The 19819-nt window shown below is 42.3% G+C and carries 14 protein-coding genes; 11 read left to right on the forward strand and 3 right to left on the reverse strand.

What is annotated here, in order from left to right:
* The 8 genes from I6E84_RS07620 to I6E84_RS07655 all read left to right on the forward strand — a co-directional run bounded on the left by I6E84_RS07620 (position 1) and on the right by I6E84_RS07655 (position 13096).
* Entirely contained in the window at positions 1-1830 is a 1830-nt protein-coding gene (locus I6E84_RS07620; RefSeq protein WP_197217245.1) for an IucA/IucC family protein, read from the forward strand.
* Between the two features lie 289 nt (positions 1831-2119).
* Positions 2120-3514 (forward strand): lysine N(6)-hydroxylase/L-ornithine N(5)-oxygenase family protein, encoded by a 1395-nt coding sequence (locus I6E84_RS07625; protein ID WP_197217247.1) that lies wholly within the window; start codon positions 2120-2122, stop codon positions 3512-3514.
* 70 nt (positions 3515-3584) lie between these two features.
* Positions 3585-4187 carry a GNAT family N-acetyltransferase gene (locus tag I6E84_RS07630; protein WP_197217249.1) on the forward strand — a complete coding sequence of 201 codons (603 nt, stop codon included), beginning with the start codon at positions 3585-3587 and terminating at the stop codon, positions 4185-4187.
* Positions 4187-5671: an MFS transporter gene (locus tag I6E84_RS07635; protein WP_197217251.1), complete on the forward strand. Its 1485-nt coding sequence runs from the start codon at positions 4187-4189 to the stop codon at positions 5669-5671. Before I6E84_RS07630 ends, I6E84_RS07635 begins: the two co-directional genes overlap by 1 nt.
* Before the next feature lie 120 nt (positions 5672-5791).
* Positions 5792-7747 carry an IucA/IucC family protein gene (locus I6E84_RS07640; RefSeq protein ID WP_197217253.1) on the forward strand — a complete coding sequence of 652 codons (1956 nt, stop codon included), beginning with the start codon at positions 5792-5794 and terminating at the stop codon, positions 7745-7747.
* 4 nt (positions 7748-7751) lie between these two features.
* Positions 7752-9833, forward strand: a complete 2082-nt coding sequence (locus I6E84_RS07645) for an IucA/IucC family protein (RefSeq protein ID WP_197217255.1) — start codon at positions 7752-7754, stop codon at positions 9831-9833.
* 105 nt (positions 9834-9938) lie between these two features.
* A complete protein-coding gene (locus I6E84_RS07650; RefSeq protein ID WP_197217256.1) occupies positions 9939-10583 on the forward strand; it encodes an RraA family protein in 645 nt (214 codons plus the stop codon).
* Positions 10584-10774: 191 nt separating this feature from the next.
* Positions 10775-13096, forward strand: coding sequence for a TonB-dependent receptor (locus tag I6E84_RS07655; protein ID WP_197217257.1), 2322 nt, complete (start codon positions 10775-10777; stop codon positions 13094-13096).
* Between the two features lie 108 nt (positions 13097-13204).
* Here the strand turns inward: I6E84_RS07655 and I6E84_RS07660 are convergent, their stop codons facing one another.
* Positions 13205-14479, reverse strand: coding sequence for a tyrosine-type recombinase/integrase (locus tag I6E84_RS07660; RefSeq protein ID WP_197217258.1), 1275 nt, complete (start codon positions 14477-14479; stop codon positions 13205-13207).
* A gap of 832 nt (positions 14480-15311) precedes the next feature.
* Here I6E84_RS07660 and I6E84_RS14280 point away from each other — a divergent pair.
* Complete coding sequence (locus I6E84_RS14280) at positions 15312-15371, forward strand: hypothetical protein (RefSeq protein WP_413786945.1); 60 nt, start codon at positions 15312-15314, stop codon at positions 15369-15371.
* 158 nt (positions 15372-15529) lie between these two features.
* Here the strand turns inward: I6E84_RS14280 and I6E84_RS07670 are convergent, their stop codons facing one another.
* The gene (locus tag I6E84_RS07670) at positions 15530-16435 is read right to left on the reverse strand and encodes a LysR family transcriptional regulator (protein ID WP_197217260.1); all 906 of its coding nucleotides are present in this window, start codon (positions 16433-16435) and stop codon (positions 15530-15532) included.
* A gap of 89 nt (positions 16436-16524) precedes the next feature.
* Between I6E84_RS07670 and I6E84_RS07675 the strand changes: the two genes are divergently transcribed.
* The gene (locus I6E84_RS07675) at positions 16525-17127 is read left to right on the forward strand and encodes a short chain dehydrogenase (RefSeq protein WP_197217262.1); all 603 of its coding nucleotides are present in this window, start codon (positions 16525-16527) and stop codon (positions 17125-17127) included.
* A 414-nt stretch (positions 17128-17541) separates the two neighbouring features.
* A complete protein-coding gene (locus tag I6E84_RS07680) occupies positions 17542-18177 on the forward strand; it encodes a hypothetical protein (RefSeq protein ID WP_197217264.1) in 636 nt (211 codons plus the stop codon).
* Between the two features lie 22 nt (positions 18178-18199).
* Here I6E84_RS07680 and I6E84_RS07685 read toward each other — a convergent pair whose 3' ends face one another.
* The gene (locus tag I6E84_RS07685; RefSeq protein WP_197217266.1) at positions 18200-19663 is read right to left on the reverse strand and encodes a PLP-dependent aminotransferase family protein; all 1464 of its coding nucleotides are present in this window, start codon (positions 19661-19663) and stop codon (positions 18200-18202) included.
* Positions 19664-19819 lie beyond the last annotated feature (156 nt).

The raw sequence follows: 19819 nt of genomic DNA on the forward strand, positions 1-19819 counted from the left end.
ATGATGCAGCACAAAACGCTTGATCGACTTACACTACAAAATCTAATCAATGCTTACTGTTTTGAGACTGGGAACGGCGATATTATTGCCGTAGAGCAGCAAGATGATATACAGAAGCAGGCCTCACAAAACAAGCCTCTATTAGTGCTAATGCTATTGCCTTCGAACACGGTAATGGTCGTACCTGTCGACAGAGTGAGCCAATTGGGTCAGCATCGTTTGGCGGGCACGCCGCTTATATTGAATAAGCAGGTAAGCATACGCTCAGACTCAACATTAGACACGCAACTGGACGACCCTTTGCAAAACAGCCGATGGATAAAATCCTCTGCTATGAGCCTAGCATCTTTGATTATTGAAGACATTGTGCATCGTTATAAAGATAAAGCGACGCTAGATGCCAATGGCGTATTAAAGCGCTGGATTGAAAGTTATGAGGGGCTACAGATTATCTTAGAGCATCGCAATGATGAGATTGATGACATCATTGACTATCAGCAAGATTTTATTCAAACCGAACAAAACCTTATTTACGGTCATGCTATGCACCCTACACCCAAAGGCCGTGCTGGTTTTTATGGTGCCGAGTGGGCGAAGTATGCGCCCGAGACCAATAGCAAAACCCAGCTGCATTATTGGCTAGTGCACCCCAGCTGCATTACAGAAGAATTCGTAGATGGCGACAGCATTACCACAGCGCTCAAATCAAAGTTACAAGCTGATATGAGTGGCTATCAGCAGCAACTTGTGGATGAGTATCCAGACTATAAGCTGTTGCCATTGCACCCTTGGCAAGCAAGGTTTTTGCAGCAGCAGCCGTGGTATCAAAAACTGCTAGAAAAAGGCCAATTGTTTGACTTGGGTGAGCTCGGTTGGTATCTGTATCCAACGACATCAGTACGCACGCTAGCGGCCTTCGATGCGCCTTGGATGTTTAAACTGTCGTTGTCTGTGGCGATTACCAATTCTGTGCGGATTAACCTGCCCAAAGAATGTAAACGTGGCATGCATGCCTGCCGAATCTGGCGTAGCGACTATGGTACTCAGCTCAAAACCGAGTACCCTACGATTGCGGTATTGAATGATCCTGCTTGGATTGCCTTACGTGTCGACGGCAAAATCATTGATGAGACCATTTGCATCTTACGTGACAACCCTTTTACAGAGGATACGCAAGTCACCAATCTTGCCAGCTTAAGCCAAGACCATCCAACCCGTCTTACCAACCGTTTAGAGACATTGTTTAAGTCTATCCATAAACAGACAGATGAGCCTTTAGAACAGGTGGCTATCCAGTGGTTTGACACTTATTTGCAAGTGGGTTTTATACCGCTGGTTCATATGTACTATCAGCATGGTATTGGTTTTGAGGTACATCAGCAAAACAGTCTCATCGAGCTAAAAGACGGCTATCCTACTAAATTTTGGGCCAGAGACAATCAAGGGTTTGGCTATATTGCAGAGTATGCTACGCCGCTCATTGACGCTTACCCCGAGCTTATTAGCGAAGGAGAGTGCGTCATTCCAGAAGACTTTGCCGACTCACGATTTGCCTATTATTTAGTTGGTAATAGTATATTTGGTCTTATTACTGCCATTGCCCGCACTCAGCTTGTGAGTGAGGAGACATTAATCACGACGTTTAAAGCATGTCTAATGGCGTTAGAGCAACAATACCCGCATCGTTCGTTATTTGACTTGTTGTTGCGTAGCCCTACGTTGCCGTTCAAGGGCAATCTACTCACCAGACTCTATGCGCTTGATGAGCTGACCGCACCTGTTGAAACCCAGTCTATTTATGTCGATATCCCAAACCCTATGATGACGTAGCACTTCATATTGAGACAGCAAAGATAAGCACACGATAAAAGTTAGGACTCAACAAGAGTTAGGGCGTGTCCTCAATTCAATCGATAGTTATCTAAATGGGTTAAAAATGGCTAAATCTTGTCAAACGGCGTCAAATAGCTGACTAATATCTCGATATTATCTGCGCTATTTTCCTTGTTTGACTGCGATTTATCTCATTTTTATCACCATTTTTAAAATGAGGACACGCCCTAGCATCAGAATTAACGTGACTACCAAATTACTACTACCAAATCACTAAGGGGCGACCGTGTTAGACATTATTGGTATTGGCGTAGGGCCGTTTAATTTAAGTTTGGCTGCATTACTGACAAAGACCGACGTAACCGCCAAGTTTTTTGAGCAAAAGGCTGAGTTTAATTGGCATAAAGGCATGATATTGCCAAACACCACACTGCAAGTGCCTTTTATGGCAGACTTGGTGACATTGATAGACCCAACCAGTCCGTATTCTTTTTTGAATTATTTGCATACTCAGCACCGATTGCTTAAGTTTTACTTTTTAGAAGAATTTAAAATTTATCGTAAAGAGTACAATCATTATTGCCAATGGGTAGCAGAGCAGCTGGATAGTCTGAATTTTGATGCGGCAGTGATAGACGTGGTGTTTGACGATACCAATGATGGGTTTGTAGTGACAGTCTCTGAACAAGGCATACAAAACACCTATCATGCTAAAAATTTAGTCATAGGTACGGGCACACAGGCCACACTACCACCATCGTTGCAAGACATTGCCAGACAAGCGCCTAACCGCTGTATGCACACCGCTCATTTTGCAGATAATTTTGACTTGGACAGCCTCAATGCTAGTAGCCTTGATTTGAATAGTACCAAGACAGACAACAAGCTGACCAAAATATTGGTGTTGGGATCTGGGCAGTCCTCAGCAGAGGTGTATCGAACGCTGTTTGATCAGCAGTTTGCTGGCGATGATAGTACTAATGACGACCCTAAGTTTCAGCTAGATTGGATGACTCGCTCGGCAGGATTTTTTCCCATGGAATACTCCCCATTAGGTTTAGAGCATTTTAGCCCGGCGTATACAGATTACTTTTATGATTTAGACTCAGCAACCAAGCCACAAGTCACTGCCAAGCAAGACCTGCTCTATAAAGGCATGGGCTTTGAGACCATACGTGATATCTATCACCGTCTCTATGAGCGCAGTATTACCAATCAAGATTTGTATTCGACGTTACTGTCCAATTGTGAAGTGGTTGAGGCAACGCTGACAACAATGCTAGAAGCGCCAGAGCCGACAGACACCATAAAACTGGTAGTTAAACAGCGTGAGCAGAATCAAGATTTTACTGCTGAGTATGACTGTGTGATTGCTGGTACAGGCTATCGTTACGGTCTGCCTAAGTGTTTAAACACGATACTGCCTAGCATCGCGCATGATGCGTTTGATCAGCCAGTCATTGATAGGGACTATGTACTGAAATATGTGCTGACGGATCAAAAAGACATCGCGACTGAGAGCAAAATTTTTGTACAAAACCAAGAGGTCCATACTCATGGCGTTGGCGCACCAGACTTGGGGCTGGGTGCTTATCGAGCAGGATGTATCATCAACCAGTTAACAGGTGAGCAGACTTACGACACCGACGCCTTAAAAGTGTTTCAAAAATTTGGTGCATAGTTTTCTATAAGCATCGTATTTCATAAAAACCATATGAACCATCTGACAAAACAATAATTAGGAGCAAGTCATGCCGACCATTACTCAAAACCTACCTGATACTTTTAGCATTGAGGCTTATCAAAAGATGTTTGCGTTGAGACCTCTCAAATACCCAGATGATATGCCATTGCTGTATAAATGGATGCATGCTGAGCATGTGGTCGATCAGTGGCAGCTACATCTCCCGATGCCGCAGCTAAAAACACATTTTGAAAAAATGCTGGCCGATGACCATCAGCGTCTCTACCTCATACTTTGTGATGATAAGCCGATTGGCTATACAGAGATTTATGAAACGGCTCGTGACCGGTTGTCTCATTATTACAAAGCCAAAGAGACGGACATGGGCTGGCATATTTTGCTTGGCGATCCAGCGGTGGTTGGAAAAGGCTACCTAAAGCCAACGGGTTTGATGATCAGCAAGTTTATATTTGAGCATACTGAGGCCAAAAAAATCGTGGGTGAGCCCGATAGCAAGGTTGAGGTGTATCAATGGCTAGCAGATAGCTTTGCCTATAGAGTACAACGCCTGATTGAGATGCCAGAAAAGACCGCCGCCTTGTATTTTTGCAATCGTGATGAGTTTTTAGAATCTAGAGGTTATCTCAGCTTTTATGGTGCCACTGCTTAATGAGCAAAGCACTTATAAATAAGGCATCTACCAATGAGTCGCCTATAAACGAAGCCTCGAATAGTAGTGGTAATGGCTTTACCGACAAACAGGTACAGCAGGTGTTACTGACACTACTGCTCGGCGGTACGGTGGTCAGCTTTAGTAATAGCGCGCTCAATCCAGCGATTCCTGTTTTTATGTCGGTGTTTGATGTCGATATCGTGATGGGCGGCTGGGTGCTAAATGCTTATGTATTGGCCATGAGTGTGGGGCTGATGCTAAGCGGCTACTTAAACAAAAAGTTTCCTTTTAAGCATGTTTATTTGGCGGCAATTTTTGGGTTTATGTTGGGCTCAGTCATTGGCATGCTAGCCTATAGTATGAGCTTTGTCATCATTGCCAGAGCCATACAAGGACTGAGTGGTGGTCTGATCATTCCACTGTCTATTGGTATGCTGTATCAGATTTATCCGCAGCAGCAGCACGGCAGAGTAATGGCGCTATGGGGCATTGTTATTATGATGTCGTTGGCGTTTGGCCCTTTGGTCGGTGCTTACTTGGTTGAGCAGTTTGCGTGGTGGACATTGTTTGCCATTACGTTACCACTTAGTATGGCGGTCATGGCGATGGTGTGGTGGTTAATACCTGATATGCGCTCACATGATGAAAAAAGCCCTTTCGATACCATCGGGTTTATCAGCTTACTCACTTGGCTGCTTGCGATGATGGTTTGGCTGAGCACGCTGAAGATAGACTTCACTAGTGCATTGTTCGGCAGTGACGGCTTATTAAAGATAGCCACGTTGGGTTTATTGTCTGTCGGATTTTTACTGTCCGCGATGGTTTGGTGGGCCTATGAGCGGCGGCAGAAACATCCATTATTAAACGTACGCTTGTTCAATAATAAAACCTATTTACACAGTAATATCATTAGCATTAGCCAAACAGTCGGTTTGATGCTGTGTCTCTTGCTATTACCCGTGTTGATACAAGACGTGATGGGTGAGAGTGCTTTATGGACAGGTGTTGTCCTGATGGTCGCGACGCTCGTGGCCAGTATCACCACGCATTACGCTGGCAAGATGGTAGATAAGCAAGGTGCCAGAGGGATTGGCATCGTAGGAATTGCGATTAGTGCGCTATCTACCTTGATGCTGGCATGGTGCTTGTATCAGCCCACGCTTTGGCTGTTAATGCTCATTATGAGTATGCGCGGTGTCGGAGTGGGTCTAGCATACCTACCAACCACGACCGTTGGGTTTAGCAGCTTACCCAAAGACGCAGTCACTGAGGGAGCCGCACTTAATAACATCAGTCGCCGCATCATCTCTACCATATTTATCACGCTGTCCACCCTTTATATAGGCAGTCGAAGTGCGCAGTTATTAGCAGCAGGTAGTAGTGACGGCATGGCAAGCGCCATCCAAGAAATACTGGTAGTCATCGCAGTGATTTTATTATTCACAATCCCTTCAGCGTACAAATTACCACGATCCCCATAAACAAATACCCCGTATCGGGGTTTACTTTAACTTATTAACGTAAATAATTATCATTCGCTTTACATACATCTAAATTCATACTTTTATTTGATTCAATTTTCAGACAGGAAGCTTATATCTATGTCCAATAATCTAGCAAACTCTACCAAAAATAATAATAGTGCAAATGTCACTCATGCGACTAAACCGTGGCAAGCGCCTGTCGATTCTAAAATCATGGCACGCGCTGAGCAACGGGTGATCAAGCAATTGCTACAAGCATTACTATATGAAAATATTATTGATTTTGAATCTAAAAGTGCGAACACCGCTAATGACCGTGCTGATAGTGAGACTCTGCTGAATTTTATGATCAAAGCAGGTGATGATGTCTGTTATACCGCGCAAGGTTATATTCATTACAGTTTTGATATCATCCGTTTAAATGACTTGAATGTACAGCGAGTGGTTAATGGTGTTGCTCAAGATGCCATTCTTGAGCATGTAATCAGTGATATCTTGCTCAATATTGAAGGTGCAGAACTTAAAGACAGCTTTATCAAAGAGCTGCGTCATACCTTAGTGAACGAAACACAATCTCAGATACTGGCTTCTAGCATACCTGTGCCTATTGATACGCTCACTTATGAGCAACTCGAAGGTTATTTGACGGCAGGGCATCCTTATCATCCGTGTTTTAAATCTCGTATTGGTTTTGACTTGCAAGATAACTATGAATACGGCCCTGAGTTTGATCAAAACATCGACGTAGTGTGGTTAGCGGTCAAAAAACAGCTACTGGTGAGCAATACCACTACCGGCATCGATATAAATGAATGGGTGAAAGATTATGTGGGTGCTGATGAATTTGACGCACTTAATACCAAACTCACAGAAGTACTTACAATCACAAATAAGCAAGACGAAGGTACAGCTAGTCATGAAGTAGACGAGACGGCTAATAATTATTGCCTAATACCTGCCCATCCTTGGCAATGGCAAAACACCTTAATTCAAGCATTACAACCACTGATTGCCACGCAAGAAGTTATCTACTTAGGTAGTGCGGGTCATCAGTACCGCGCTCAGCAGTCTATTCGCTCATTGACGATGCTTGGTAATGCTGATGACAATGTTAATGGTGATAATGATGCCAGTAATAATAAAGCCTACTTAAAGCTGAGTATGCACCTGATTAACACCTCAAGCACACGAATACTGGCAAAGCATACCGTGATGAATGCCGCTGTTGTTACTACTTGGTTAAATCAACTGATTGCAGATGACAAGACTGCCCAAGCATTACCCATTGCGTTTTTGGGTGAGACCGTTGGTGTCAGCTTAGATCATGAGGCGTTACGCACACGTGGCTATCAACATCCAAATATGTATGGCGGGCTAGCTGCTATTTGGCGAGAAAACGTAAAGCAGTATTTATCAAAAGGTCAAACCGCATTTCCGCTCAATGGTGTCAGTTATGTCAATGCTGATGGCTCTCATTTGATAGCACCTTGGCTTGATAAATATGGTGTAGAGACATGGATTGCGCAGTTAATTAAGGTCACTGTCACTCCTTTACTACATATTTTATTTGGTTATGGTGTGGCACTAGAGTGCCATGCGCAAAATATCGTTTTGGTACACAAAGATGGCTATCCCATAAAAATATTACTAAAAGACTTGCATGACGGGGTTCGCTACTCACCTGAGCACTTAACCCAACAATACTTGCGTCCAGATTTCTATAGCTTGCCACCTGCACATGCAGCCTTAAATAGAGGCTCGTTCATCGAGACCGAAGATACAGATGGCATTCGTGATATGACGGTTGCTTGCTTATTCTTTGTGGCGTTGTCAGACATCGCAATTTTTATGCAGACGCATTATCACTATTCTGAAGTGGCGTTTTGGCAACAGGTCGCTGACTGCGTGACCGACTATCAAACCTCTCATCCAGAGCATCAAGTACGGTTCGACTTGTTTGATGTATTCGCTGAACAAACGCGCATTGAGTCATTGGCTAAGCGCCGATTATTCGGAGATAAAGCATTCCCGATTAAATACATCAATAACCCATTGTTTAAAAGTCAGGGGTAAGACGATGCATACATTATTTCCTGTACAAAATTCTGCGCAAAACAGCCACCTTGATGCAAACCCTGAGCTAGATATCGAGGCCATTCAATGGTCGCTGATTAATCATTTGGTAGAGTGCTTCCTATTAGAGCAGTGGGTGGATGAGCACCTTATTCAAGTGACAACCACCGCTGAGTATTTAGAAAATCATAAAACGTCTCAAGCTCAAGATGCGCATCAATTTTTAGCGTCGCTACCACAGCAGTATCAAGGCTTCTTTAACCAAGATAACCCATTAATGGTGATGCAAGTTGACCAAAATAGACAATTATTACTACTGGTCGAGCCTGCTTATTCTTCACCATGGCGACTATCTAAATCTTGTCTGCCTGTCATACACAACGTCAATGCCAGTCTGAACAACAACTTGAATAGCAGTCTTGATAGTAATCTTAATAATAGCCATCATGTGGACAGTGCTTTGCTAGAGCCAATAAGCTCAGCAAAGCAATTGTTAGATATCTTTTTATTAATGATGGATAGTGCCAGCTTATCTGATATCGGTATCTTAAAGCTAAAAGAGAGCTTAGAGGCTTCTTTTATAGCTCAGCAACAGTCAGCAGCAGCAAATATCACAATGTCAGTTTGTCAGTATGCGCATTGGCATCAAACCTTGATTGCAGCGGAACAGTGGGCTTCACTGATGGATCGTCCTTTTCATCCACTGGCAAAAGGTAAATTGGGCTTTACGGCAACAGAATACAAATGTTATATGGCAGAGTTTAACCAGCCCATTACGCTGGTATGGGCCGCCATTGCCAAAAGCCATATCATGGTGGCAGAGCATATTCAAGACACAACAACGCAAAATCCAGCGAAATATCTTTTGGATACTACGCAGCAGCAGAAATTGATGCGAGAGCTAGACGATAAAGGTATTACGCAGACGCACATTGCGATGCCCGTACACCCTTGGCAAATGACTCATGTGGTTGATGACATATATGCCGACGATCTTGCCAATGGCACAGTTGTCGCCCTGACTTTTGATGCACTCATCACTTATGCCAGCTCATCCATGCGCAGTATGTTAATTGATGCTGATACGCCAAATAGCATTAAGCTGCCTATAGGTGTGTACGCACTAAACTCAAAACGCTACTTGCCAGCCCTCAAGCTGATCAATGGTGAAAAAAACCAAGCAATATTGATGCAGGCAAGAACGTTAGACCCTGTACTATCAGCACAGTTACGGTTATGGGATGAGCGCCTATGGTGGGGCTATATGTCTCCGTCTCATTTGCATGATAAAAGCGCTATCAATCCGCAATTTTATCAAGAAAAACCCACGCATTTAGGCGCGATGCTACGTCAACTGCCAGCAGATCTTTGTGACGATACGATTCGACTATTACCGATGGCAAGCTTGGGTATGTTGATATATCAGCAAGGTGTTAGTTATCATGTTTTTGACGATATTATTCATAACAGCGTTCAAGAAGGCTCAGCACAGAATAAAAAACTCGCTGTGATAGCGTGCTTTAAGAATCTTTGTGATGTGTTTTTGGGGACTATGCTGCGCTGTTTACGCCTAGGGTTCGCCCCTGAGATGCACGGGCAAAATATTGTTATAGTATTAAAAGACAATCGTTTTACCAGTCTGTTATTGCGTGACCATGACTCCGTACGCATTCATCTACCATGGCTGGCACGCCATAAAATATCAGATCCTGAATATCTAAGCCCACCAGATTTTAAAAACCGTCTATATCGCGAGACGCCGCAAGCGCTAATATTTTATCTACAGTCGCTAGGGTTACTGGTTAATCTTCGGGCGATTATCGAGTCATTGGTTGAGCACTATCATATTAATGAAGATACGCTGTGGCACGAGGCAATGACCAGCATCGAGGAATCCTTGGTGACTATCGATTTTGATGACGATCAACGTCAGATACTTCATGACGAGTTATTAAGCAGTTCACACTATCCGCATAAAACATTGCTGTTGCCTGTGATTGCACGTGGCGCTGATCCTCATGGCAGTATGCCAGCTGGAGAAGGTAAAACAACAAATCCGTTCAAGCGTGTTAAGAAAAGCCGCTAGCCCATTTAACTAACTAATAGCTGCTTAGTAATGCGATAAAAGTTATCGAGACAATAGTGATTGAGACAATAACCACAAGCTAAAAAGTACAATAGTGAGAATATAATGAATGACATCGATATTAACGATCTTATGGATGCTTATAAAGAGATAGGCACCTCAACCATTGGTCATCTGACGGGAGAGGGGTATTTACCAGATATTAAAGCGCTGAATCCCTGCACGGCTACCATAGTAGGCCGAGTGTTAACAGTCCAGCTAGCCTCTGACAACACGAATGTGATCAATCAGGCACTCATTCAAGCAGCGCCTAATGATGTGTTATGTATTGATGCTCAGGTATTGGGCGTCACCGCGTGTTGGGGAGCACTGCGAACTTGCGCGGCTATCTATGAGAAGCTATCCGCCGTCATTGTCATTGGACAGGCGACGGATTCGCTACAGATTCAGCAGCTGGGCTTTCCTGTATTTTCACAAGGAATCAGTGCTGTGACCACATTTAAAAGCAATCACATACAAGGTACGCTGGCATCCGATATTGTCTATCGCTTTGGTGAGCAGACAACGATTATCCGTTCAGGCGATATCGCTATGATGGATAATGATGGTGTGTTTATATTGCCTGTTGATGTAGCGCAGAAGTTATTACCAGATTGCCAAAGAAAGCACAAAGAAGATGAGGTGAAGTTTCAGATGTTTTTTGAGGCTTACCGTAATAATCAGTTGGATAAGTTGTTTGAAAGCCAGTGAAGTTATTAATAATAGAGCGACTCAATCGCGCCTAAAATTGGCATATATTACTACTTACAACAAGGTAAAAATTCATCTGGAAATAAAAACAATTATCATTTACAATGCTATTCACAAAGTTAGTACACACAGTATTATTAGCTAAATATAACTGATACCACTATTTGACGACCCAACTAAGTGAAGTAAATATGAAAAGCCATCATCAAGTTGCTCTATCCGTTCTTACCCTCTGTATTAGCCAGCAGTTATATGCACAAACCAATGATAATACAGCATCTGTGGCCGAAGAGGCTTCAGCAGAGCTGGCGTCGAGTGCGGCATCAACTGAGACGCCTAATGTGACTTTAGATACCATTAAAGTCACTGCGAGTGCCAGAACAGGTACTGCACTGGCTCAGAAGATTAGTGAGATGCCAGCCGTCACGCAAGTGATTACTGAAAGCGAGATTCAGATGCAGGCGACGGGTAACCGTACCACTGGTGACGTATTGGCACAGCTGATTCCGAGCTTGGGTACTAGTAGTGGTTCGACCAGTAACTATGGCACCACCATGCATGGCCGCCCAGTACAGTTTTTGCTAAATGGCGTACCGTTAAGCGGTTCACGCAGTCTTTCACGTGAGCTCAACAGTATTGATACGTCACAGCTTGAGCGGGTAGAGGTGCTTTCGGGTGCCACCAGTATCTATGGTGCTGGCGCGTCAGGTGGTCTGATTAACCTTGTGACTAAATCTATGGTGGGTTATGGCCCTATTAGACAAACTAGAGTGGGCGTTAGTAGTAGTCGTGACTTTGATTCAGATTCATTTGGTTATAATGTAGGGCAAACCTTAGGATATGGCGGTGAGAGGGTTTATGGGCGCCTAGATGTTGATTATGAGACCAAAGGTGGTAAGTTTGATAGTAAAGGTGATCGAGTTAGCCCAGATGTCAACCAAACGGATCAACAAGATACCGAATCACTAAGTGTGAACGGTAGCCTAGGTGTAGAGCTAACGGACACCCAACGTCTTGATCTCGCAGTGACTTATTATAAAGATAAGCAAGATACTGACTACGGCCCAGACTACGGTGATGGTTTAGCCGTGTTATATGGTGCCAGCCCATCTTTAGTAGCCATTGATGGCGCCAACGTAGAAAACCAGCCTTATACCGAAAAAAGCTCGGTAAATTTAAATTATAGTGATGATGATTTTGTAGGCTCAGGTTCTAGCTTAAGCTTGACTGGTTACTACAGAAACGAAAAAGGTCGTTTTTACCCTTCAGTTAAAGCTGTAACAGAGCAAGATGATTATGTTTATTATGCAAATGGTAATCCATACTTTATCACTCAGTCAGAAGCGGAAATTGATGTCATGGGTCTGCGTGCCGCTATGCAAACAGAAACTGAACTTGCTGGTAAAAAGACATTATTTAGCTACGGCGCTGATTTTGAACGTGAAAACAGCGAGCAAACCTACGATGGACAAGACTTTACGGCATTTTATGTTAGCAATGGCTTAACGGCTAAAACAAACGGTCTCACCTATAATGCTGGACCAGATACCACCATTGATAAACTGGGTGCTTTTGTCAATGCAGATGTGGATTTGACCGATAAGTGGCATACCAGTGCTGGCGTGCGTTATCAAAAGCTGTCATCAGATACTGATGCCTTTGTACCGGTCTACGAACAAATGATGGAAGAGTATTACGCTAACGATCCTACAAATAATTATGAAGCAGGAACGGTAGAAGCAGGCAGTACCGACCATGACAAAGTACTCTTTAATCTTGGTACCAGCTATCAGATAACACCGAAAGATCAATTGTTTGCCAATTTTTCACAAGGTCTTGACACCGCAGATATACAGCGAGCGCTGCGAGATGTGCGTGCCGGCTTCGTGGTTAATTCAGACAATGTTCAACCGATTGCAACCAATAACTACGAGTTTGGTTGGCAGGGAAAACACGGTGATACAGCGGCACGCTTGAGCGGTTTTTATAACGAATCAGATAAAGTAGTACGCTTTACAGACAGCTATACTGTCGAGGTTGTGGATACTGACGAGCGAGTTTATGGCGTAGAAGGTTCACTGACTCATGACCTTAGCGATCAGTGGCAAGTAGGTGGTAGTGTGGCATATACCCGTGGTCAATATGACTATAATGGCGATTGGTTGGAGCTAGATGCTGTGCGCCTAACACCACTAAAAGGCACCGCATTTGCTCAGTATAACTTCGATGAAGGCAGCAATATACGTCTGCAAGCATTGGCCGTTGGCGGTGATGACAGAGCTTCTAAAGATCAACAAAAAGACCCTGATTCTAGTGCATTACCAGTTACGGGTTACATGACACTGGATGTGTTGGGACAAGTAGAAATGCCAGTAGGCCGAGTGGGTTATGGTATTTATAACCTACTTAATAAAGACTATTTAACGGTTTATCATCAAACCACTTACGGAGACCTGAACCGCTTACCAGCAGCAGGCACCACTTATGGTTTAAGCTATACCGTCGATTACTAAAAGCAGAACGTATAAAAACCCTTCACGCTATGAAAATTTAGCGTGAAGGGTTTTTTATGTTTTGATTATCGAACATACCGCTATCTACTCATTAAAAAATCGACATCATTACTTTTTAGAGTGGTTTCGGAGTTCATCTATATAGTTTGCCCAATCCTGCATCATCTCTACTCTGATATCTATCTCATCGAGTCTATTGTAAGCACCACCATGCGTGTCTTTAATTCGATGACCCAGCTGCAATTCTGTGACGATATCTGAATAACGTAACTCTGGCTGTTCCATCAGCAATGTTTTAGCCGATGCCCGAAATCCATGCGCACATTGCACATCTTTGTATCCCAGCCGATGAAATATCTGCACTAGCGTCGCTTTACTAATATAAGCATTGCTTGAACCGCGTATCGAAGCAAATACATATTCTTTATGGCCTGTGATGGACTGCATGTTTCTTAGACGTGCAATCACTTGTGTCACCAATGGTACGACCAAATGTGAGACCATATCATCACGACCTTCACCTTTAATGGGGGAGAATGACCACAAATTATTATCCCAATCTATATCATCCCAACGCATAGACCGTAAATCGATACTACGTACAAACACATAAGGTAATAAGTTCATCGCCTCTAATGTAATCTTACTTGCACCTTTAAAGTTAGACATATCTTTTAAGAGAGTCGCAAATTGATCTGGCTTGGTAATAGCTGGCAAATGATTGCCTGAGTTGGCAGGTGCAAGCTCACCACGTGTATCAATTGCCACATTTCTATTACACAATCCTCGTGCGACAGCGAATGAAAACACCTTTTCAGTATATAGGCGAGTGCTTGCACCAACGAAAGTCGCTTGGTTTTCATTGTTTTGAATCGACTCACACACGCTTAGTATCATCTCACTGGTGATATCGTTCATTCTCAAGTCGCCAATTTCACGACACATGTATCCGAGACATAAATCCCAAAACTTAAGCGTTGACTCACTAAATGATGGTTTTTTAGATTTGCCTTGTTGGCGACCTGATGTTTTGTGATCTCGCCACGCTTTTGCAATCTCAGAAAATGGTGCGTTTTTTAGATGAGCGTATTTATTGGTTTGCTCTTTTTGCTGAATGGCTTTGGGGTCAGAGCCTTTTGCGACCGTATTAAGGATGGTCTCTGCTTTATACTTAACCTCATACAGACTGATATCTTCAACTTTACCCAACATCATCCTAGGGCGTTTGCCATCGATGTGCGGATGAGAATAACGCAGGTAGTATTCCTTTTTGCCATTTGGATAAATACGAAGACTTAAACCAGACACACCTGAGATGCTGACCGAATAGTCTTTATCTCGGCATTCAAGTTTGTTGATGTCATTTGCATTGTCGACAGCCATGATGTGTATCCGTAAATATGATAAGTAAGGCGAATAATAGATTTAGGGTTTATAACTTATGAAAAGCGTCCTATCTATAAACATAAAGGACTATTGGACACTGGTATGGACACCAGTATTTAGAATAATAATCAAAAAACCCTTTATTCATAGTATTTAAAACACTTAATTATTCCCAAGGTTCACTTGGGGATGATTATAGCATAATGGTCAAAATAAGGGGTAGGCCATGTAGTTGTTGGCCTACACACCATTTTTGCCGGTTATTTTGAGAGATGATTAAACATCATTTTGGTACAGACAGTCCATTAGGTAAGCATTTGAGAGGATTTTATATAAAACACATGCTCCTGTACTCGCACAGAATATTTAAATCGGGGTCATAGTACTGTTCTGTGCAAATATGAAGCATGGCTGCAGATAGCTAAATAGCGAGCGAGTGAGAGTGATATTGCAGAATGAATTAATACTAAGACGGCTAAATGCTCAGGCAAATATTATCGAGCTGACTGAACAGCTCATTTTTCGATGGTTAAATTCTCAATGCACTTAAGTAACGTTTGAGTCGCTTACCTTCATCAAAGATAAAAAGTATTGGGGTTATTCATTTCGACGCGGATTATTTGAAGTACAAGAGGCTGACTTTATAGTTATTGCCAATGCTATGAATATACATATTGACAGGACATAAACCCGATTTGTTAATTACGCTATTGAGTAGGCGTTTAATTTTATTTTTTGGGATACAAGTGGAGCATAAAAAGTGATCATTAACCCCAAGTATGCTGGCCTCTTAATGGGCCTTATTATTTCTTTAGGGATGAGTTTTATGATGTCCTTTGTTATGGTTTCTATGAATGTAGGATTCACCGCAAATTTTTTAAATAAGTAGATGCATGCTTCGGCAGCGGGGTTTTTAATTGGTTTTCCTGCATCTGCTGTATTTGTTCCTATTGCTAGAAAGTATGTGTTTAAGCTTACTGGCGTTGTGACGTAAACCACATTTTATACTTAAAAAGAAGTAATAAAGTAATAGCCCGTTGTACTGCTTCACATAATACGTTTAGGTTTGTTGTTAAGTAAATGTTGTACCATTTCACGCAGTATGGGGTTTTGCATGCGATTGGCTGGATAGACCAATGAAACAGGTGTTGCAGGCATATGAAATGGTTCAAGAATAGACACGAGTTGGCCACTATTAATATAGTCCTGCACTAAAAAATCAGGCAAAAACGCGATACCATGACCTGAGGCTGAGTATTCAGCCGTAATATTTCCGTAATTAACTTCAATCGTTCCTGTAACATTAACATGTCGCTCATTGTTACCTTCAAAGTAGCGCCAGCGACAGGGGGTACGAATTGAGGAATCAAGTATACAGTTGTGTTTTGTAAGTTCTTTAGGATGTTGGGGTGTACCGTATTTTGCTAAGTAATCAGGACTTGCGACATACAACACATTTAATTCAGTAAAATTTCGCGCGATAAGCCGAGAATCCGACAATTCATGTACTCGAATAGCAAGATCAATACCTTCCTCAACTAAGTTAATATAACGATTTAGTAATATAAGCGTGATTTTTACAGCAGGGTGTTGATGCAAAAACTCCCCAATTAAACGAGTGATACCAAGTTGTTCAGCATTAGGGGGAGCACTAATTCGAAGGTGCCCAGCAATAATGCGCTGATTGATATCAGCTCGACCCTCAAGGTTTTCCAAAGCATCAACAATCAGATTGAACTGCTCTAAATAATGCTCACCTTCTGCAGTGAGGTTCATCGCACGCGTTGTGCGATGAAGCAATTGACAACCAAAGTGCTTTTCTAGCTCAGATACCTGCTTGCTAACCGCAGAAACAACAATACCCAGTTGGTCCGCTGCCTTGCTAAAACTGCCCAAATCGAGAACAACTTGAAAAGTTGTTATAGCACGAACAATATCTATTTTTCTCTTCATATGAATAGTGTTTTTGTTTTTAGATTGTTTTTCAATTATAAGTCTATTGTTATACTTTACTCAACCTTAAAGAGACTGGAATAAACAATATGAAAATTTTATTAATAGGTGCCTCTGGCACTATCGGAAAAGCAGTAACTAAACGCCTAGCAAATAACGATGAGATTATAGCTGCAGGATACTCAAACGCAGATGTGATTGTGGATTTAGGTAGCGCAGAGTCAATTAAAAAAATGTTTGAACAAGTCGGGCAAGTTGATGCGGTTATCTCAACCGCTGGGGTTGCAAACTTTGGATCTTTTGATCAACTTTCTGATAATGAGTATCAACTAGCACTTAACAACAAGCTAATGGGGCAAGTTAACTTAGTACGCTTAGGACGTGCTTATATTAGCAAAGGTGGTTCAATAACGTTAACCTCGGGTGTATTGTCACGAGAGCCTATGATTGGTAGCACAGCCGTTAGTATGGTTAATGGCGCATTGGAAAGCTTTGTTAAAGCAGCGGCGCTTGAAATTGACAGCTTTCGACTTAATGTTGTGTCTCCAATTTTTGTAAAGGAAACAATGGCTATGATGGGCATGGACACCGAAGGCGGCCTGTCGGCAGATGACACAGCTAAGGCATATGTTGCTGCTGTAACGGATTCAATGCATGGCGCAACACTTGATGCCCCTGATCACGTTAATTAACCTGAACGCTAGTTAAGATATTTACTAAGCAACTGAACTATCTGATATTTAAAACTTTATGTAGCCAGAGATTTTAGGGTCTATTGAACAGAGCTAATTTACGTGTCAATAGCTGCTTGAGATGGATTTATTATCCAGAATTCAGGTTACTTAATTTTATTTAGAGGGAATAACGAATTGCTCCTATGCCATTGGACATGAGTAATTCGTTATGCGCTCCACAACAAAGTATTAATCAAGGGTACCAACGAATATTTGCAGTCTATTTTTAATTGCCTTTATGTAAACTTGGTCAGTTATCTATTGTTAGATGGTATGATGCCACTGGTTTTTTGCGGCTCAATGCTGTTAACTGATGGCGTATGGACGTAATCAGCCAAGCAGCTGTCATAACATTATCTAAGGTGATTAATTTTGATTTCTTATAATAAAAACATACTATTACTAACATTATGTGCAGGATTTATCGTATCGGGATGTACTGAGCAGAAGGCCAATAGTGCAGCTGTGTCAGCCAAGGTCGATAGCGCGCCTACACAACTCATCAATAATCATGAACAACCAAAGCAAGAGTTACTTCAAGCTCTGCGATTCTTTGAAGACAGCTGTGGTTTTGTAGATGGTGCAAAAAATAATGGCTTTGATGCTAGCCCGAGTGAAAAAGACTTTGATGCGTTCAAATCTTCTTTTATTGGTCATGATTCTAATGCCGCATTTGAAGACCAATACTATCTAAAACCATTGTCCAGTGTACCCAAGCAGTACCGTAAGGCCATTGATGATATCCAGGTAGAGCAGGATGAAGAAGGCAGTATGCGTTATAGTGTTTACTTCAAAAATGCGACCTACCGCGACCATGACCTCGAAAAGCTTGTGATTTTCTTTAAACCTGAAACTGATTACGCTTACGATACGTTGTATTTTAAAAATAAGAACTTTGTCGATTTAAAGCCTTCATTCAAACAAGTCTATGTAGATTGGTTGGGTGGTTATAGCGGCGCTGTTTTTAACTTAGAAAATAACTCAGTGACCTGTGATTACAGCCGTTAGATTAGGGCTTGTCTCACAATATTTACGGTTCAACATCGCTTAGTGTTTGAAAAAGCTTGTCAATAGATTGAGTGATTTCATATTCATTGAGACTCCCAAATCCAAAGCGTATATGTGAGGGCTCTTTTTGTGTTTTGTTAAAAAAAACATTTAACGTCGAGTCATCATTGTCAAAATTTGCCAGATTTTTCCCTTTAGAAAGTTTCGATATATCTACCCATATGGCCAATCCTCCCGTAGGTAAGATAAAGGATATTTGATCACCAAATATCCGTTGAAACTCTTTAGCAGCATGATTTCTCCTTTCCTTGTATTGTTGCCTTACTTTTCTAATATGCCTTTTTACTTCTCCAGATTCCATCAAGTCAGATAAAACATGCTCTGTAATCGTATTGCCTTGTCTGTCGATAAGCACAATCTCTTGAGCGGCTCTTTTTATAAAATGCTGATCAGCCACGACATACCCCAATCTTAGCCCTGGTGCAAACACCTTTGACATCGAACCAATGTGAACCACATTTTCGGAGTTGTGCAGGCTTGCTAATGGCGGAATAGGGTTGGTGTCATAGTGAAACTCATGATCATAATCATCTTCAATGACCGCAAAATTATAGAGTTTCGATAACTCTAGCAAAGCGAGTCTGCGATGCATCGGTAGGCAAACGGTAGTGGGATATTGATGATGGGGCGTCACAAAAACCCCTGCCACGTCATTATTTGACAGGATGTGGCGCAAGTGGGTGATATCCAAACCTTGCTCGTCCAGCTGACATTTTAAGACTGTAAACCCGCTTGCTTCGAATGCCGCCTGTGCTGGCAAGTAACACGATTCTTCCATGACGATAGCACCCTCTTGCGGGTTAAGTATCCTTGATGCTAAATAAATCCCCATTTGACTGCCTCTGACAATGCAGATTTCTTGTTCAGAGCAATTCATAAACCTTTCGCTCGTCAACATCTTTTGAACAGAACAACGCAGTTCAATCGCTCCTCTAGGGTCGCCATAGCCAAGCTTGGAGTGCCGACTAAGGCTAATACATACTCGGCGATAGGTTCTTGCTAACAGCTCGTAAGGAATCAATCGAGCATCGGGTATGCCGTCATTTTTTATGGATAAATAATCAGACAGCACTATCGCATTTTCATATAGCGTTTCCGTCAGTTTAGACGATGATTTGGTTGTCTTTAAAGGGCTGATTAATTTTTTATCTGACTCTAGTAAGTGATGCTCTGGTAGCACATGAGAGACAAAAGTCCCTTGTCTCAACTTGCTTTCAAGCCAGCCTTGCACCTCAAGTTCTTCGTATACTTGCTGGACCGTTTTACGGTTTATGCCTAATTGCTTTGCTAAAGAACGGGAGCCCGGCAGCTTTCTCCCTGCATTCAGACGGCCACTTTGAATGCCTTGCGTTATATAGTTTAGTAGCTTCAAGTGCAGGGTCTTACCCGACGCATCTTCTAAGGTAAATTGAGTATCCCAAAGCATAAACGTTGTCGCTCCTTTTTCTGGACTATTCTGGAATATGTTGTCAGAACCATACGGTAGATTTTATCTGGACCAGTAAGTTTTTAATATCTGGCTCTTTGTTTTAGTCCAGATTATCGCTAATCTGTGTTCATTGTCAACGCATCACTTAAAGGA

The sequence above is a fragment of the Psychrobacter sp. SCQQ22 genome (assembly GCF_015864605.1).
Taxonomy (GTDB): Bacteria; Pseudomonadota; Gammaproteobacteria; order Pseudomonadales; family Moraxellaceae; genus Psychrobacter; species Psychrobacter fozii.